The 3017-nt window shown below is 52.2% G+C and carries 5 protein-coding genes and 1 pseudogene; 4 read left to right on the top strand and 2 right to left on the bottom strand.

All coding sequences use genetic code 11. The annotated features are described in order from the left end of the window. From AAIR21_RS27465 to AAIR21_RS27450, 4 genes and pseudogenes are all read left to right on the top strand, one after another. Positions 1-182: pseudogene (locus AAIR21_RS27465) on the top strand (ATP-binding protein); the annotation flags it as partial. Beyond that, positions 179-1534, top strand: coding sequence for a replicative DNA helicase (locus AAIR21_RS27460; protein ID WP_434682776.1), 1356 nt, complete (start codon positions 179-181; stop codon positions 1532-1534). The pseudogene AAIR21_RS27465 and the gene AAIR21_RS27460, both read left to right, overlap by 4 nt. A 16-nt stretch (positions 1535-1550) precedes the next feature. Then, positions 1551-1709 carry a hypothetical protein gene (locus tag AAIR21_RS27455; protein ID WP_335265590.1) on the top strand — a complete coding sequence of 53 codons (159 nt, stop codon included), beginning with the start codon at positions 1551-1553 and terminating at the stop codon, positions 1707-1709. Between the two features lie 3 nt (positions 1710-1712). Beyond that, on the top strand, positions 1713-2090 hold the full coding sequence (locus tag AAIR21_RS27450; protein ID WP_434682774.1) for an antiterminator Q family protein: 378 nt from the start codon (positions 1713-1715) through the stop codon (positions 2088-2090). A 13-nt stretch (positions 2091-2103) separates the two neighbouring features. Here AAIR21_RS27450 and AAIR21_RS27445 read toward each other — a convergent pair whose 3' ends face one another. Next, positions 2104-2388 carry a HigA family addiction module antitoxin gene (locus AAIR21_RS27445; RefSeq protein WP_434682772.1) on the bottom strand — a complete coding sequence of 95 codons (285 nt, stop codon included), beginning with the start codon at positions 2386-2388 and terminating at the stop codon, positions 2104-2106. Further along, entirely contained in the window at positions 2388-2666 is a 279-nt protein-coding gene (locus tag AAIR21_RS27440; protein WP_434682771.1) for a type II toxin-antitoxin system RelE/ParE family toxin, read from the bottom strand. The genes AAIR21_RS27445 and AAIR21_RS27440 overlap by 1 nt, the downstream gene beginning before the upstream one ends. Between the last annotated feature and the right edge of the window lie 351 nt (positions 2667-3017).

The raw sequence follows: 3017 nt of genomic DNA, 5'->3' as shown, positions 1-3017 counted from the left end.
AGGAAATCATCAATGCCCGGTATGAAAGCATCCTGCCGACAATCCTGATCAGCAATCTGACCTTCGACCAGCTGAAAGAATCCATTGGTGAACGTATCGTTGATCGTGTGACCGATGGTGGTCGTAATCGCCTGGCGTTCGGCTGGGAAAGCTTCCGTGGACGCGAAGGAGTAGCAGCATGACGCCAGTCTGGAAAAATGAAGATCTGGAAGGGGCGGTAATTGGCGCGATTTTTCTGCGCGGGGCCGACCCTGAGGTGCTGGACATTCTTTCCAGGGTTCCGGCCGCTGCTTTCTCCGTGCCGCAGTACCGTGACATTTACGCAGGTATCTGCCGTCAGGCACGTGGTACCGGGCTGATTGACCCGGTGCTGCTGTGCGAAAGCATGTCACAGCACAGTGCGATAATCCTTGAATCAAGCCGCATCACCTGGGCTAAGTCGGCGCTTGTGTCCTACGTTTCCACACTGGAGCGTAATGCAGCTGTCCGCGATGCCGAAGCGGTGATTGAAAAGGCGCTGGCCGATCTCCGTAGTGCTCACAATGGTGAGGCGGCTCTGGCTGCATTCAGGGCTGCGCAAAGCAAAATTGCTGCGATTTCTCTCGAAGATAATACTGTTCAACCCGTTCATATCGACGACATTCTTCCTGCGGTTGTTGACCGGGTAGATGCGCGCAACCGCGGACTTGAAGAAGCCAGAAGCCTCATGACCGGCATTGAAGAGCTTGACGCCAGAACTGGTGGTATTGAACCCACAGACCTTGTGTTCATTGCTGCGCGGCCGTCAATGGGTAAAACCGAGCTGGCGCTGGATATCATCGACAAAGTATCCGGGCAGGGGCGCGGTGTGCTGTTCTTTAGCATGGAAATGCCAAATATCCAGATCGGCGAGCGCATGGTATCCGCAGCCGGAGGAATGTCCGTATCGCGCCTGAAAGCGGCTGCGGATTTCGGTGATGAGGACTGGGCCAGGCTGACGAACGGCATGGAGCGACTGACCGGCCGCAGTATCTGGATGGTGGATTCAACGGACCTTACTGTAGAGCAAATCCAGCAGATAGCCACGCGTATGCAGCTGGTACATCCCGAAATAGCGCTGGTGGTTGTGGATTATCTGGCGCTTATCAGGATTGAAAGCACCGCACGCTATGACCTTGCCGTGGGTGAAGTATCAAAAGGGCTCAAGCGTCTGGCAAAATCCAACAAAACGCCAGTCCTTGCCCTCAGCCAGCTTTCCCGCGGCGTGGAGTCGCGACCCAACAAACGCCCTATGAACTCCGACCTTAAAAACTCAGGTGAGATTGAGGCAGATGCTGATCTGATCATGATGCTTTACCGCGATGAAGTTTATGACCCTGAGTCTCCAGCCAAAGGGATTGCGGAAATTAACGTGACCAAGCAGCGCAACGGTGAGCTCGGCACGATTTACCGACGCTTCTATAACGGCCATTTTCTGCCGATTGACCAGGAGGAGGCCCGTCGCCGCTCAACACCTGAACCCAGGCCCCGGCAGCGTCGATATGCGAAAACATGAAATCACAGGAGGAATCATGGAAAACATCACCATAGCAGCATTTGCATTAATAGCCCCAATCCTGTGCTCAGCGGCAGCCGGAATTCTGGCTTATCAGGGCAAAGACGGCTGGGGCTGGTTTTTATTTGCCGCTATCGTGCTGGCAAGCGGTATCAGTATTAAGGTTAAGGGGTAAGTGATGCGTGATATTCAACAGGTACTGGAACGCTGGGGAGCCTGGGCGGCCAATAATCATGAAGACGTGGCGTGGGCAGCCATCGCCGCTGGATTTAAGGGGCTCATCCCGTCACGGGTAAAATCCCGCGCTCAGTGCTGCGACGATGACGCGATGGTTATCTGCGGCTGCATGGCGCGGCTGAACAAAAATAATGCCGACCTGCACGATCTGCTGATGGACTATTACGTGATGGGCATGACCTTTATCTCGCTGGCGCGGAAACATGGTTGCTCTGATGGACATATCGGTAAAAAACTCCAGAAAGCAGAGGGCGTTGTAGAGGGTATGCTGATGATGCTGGAAGTCACGCTGGAGATGGACCGCTACGTGAGCAGGTAACGGTCCAGAAGCACTACGCAAAAGACAGGCGGTGCAGGTGGCTGATATCCGTTGTCTTTCTCGCTTCTGCCAGGCTGTAATTAGCCTGCATTTTAAGCCAGGTTTCCGGGGTGCTGCCAATGACTGCTGATAGGCGTAATGCCATTTCAGGCGTCACTGCAGTATGCCCGGAAATAAGACGACTGGCGGTCGAGGGGGCAATCTCCATTGCTTTCGCAAACTGACGGAGGCTGATATGCATATCCTCCAGTGTTTCTGCCACAATCTCGCCCGGGTGAGAGGGGCTATACATTCTCATTAGTGGTAATCCTCAAGGTTAAGAATCTCTGCATCACCATCAACGAACCTGAAGGTGATGCGCCAGTTACCCGATACGCTGATTGACCAGATATCTTTTCTGTCGCCTTTCAGTTGATGGAGATCGAAGTTGGGAATGGCAATCGCATCAATACTCTCGGCGGCATCTATTACGGTTAAACGATTTTTTATGCGGCTAACCAGTTTCTGCTCCAGACCGCTACTGTCGTTATTCATAAAGAACTTCTTAAGTCCTTTATGCTTGAAGCTCTTGATCATCGTGTTATCCGTATCCGAAAAGTGGAGCATAGTGTTTTGTGTTCCACGATAAGGAACAGCATAAGCCAGTGTTCCTTGGTTTGCAACACGTCACCACAGAGAAAAAATATTTTACGTACGTAAAAATCTGGATATCCTGTTAAGGGTGGTCACTACGACACACCGCTTAATCATCGAAACCCTGCCAGCAATGGTGGGGTTTTGTCGTTTCTGGAGGTGTGTTAATTTTTTATTAATCAGGTAACCAAGGGTTAATAAAGGGTTGCCACGGTTATTTCCCCGTTTACATCATCCCATCCGCGCCGACTTAGCTCAGCAGGCAGAGCAACTGACTTGTAATCAGTAGGTCAC

It is taken from the genome of Enterobacter sp. PTB (assembly GCF_051130085.1).
In the GTDB taxonomy this organism is placed as follows: Bacteria; Pseudomonadota; Gammaproteobacteria; order Enterobacterales; family Enterobacteriaceae; genus Enterobacter; species Enterobacter ludwigii.
The sequence above is the reverse complement of the archived record's forward strand: the minus strand, read 5'-3'. Positions and strand labels throughout refer to the sequence as shown.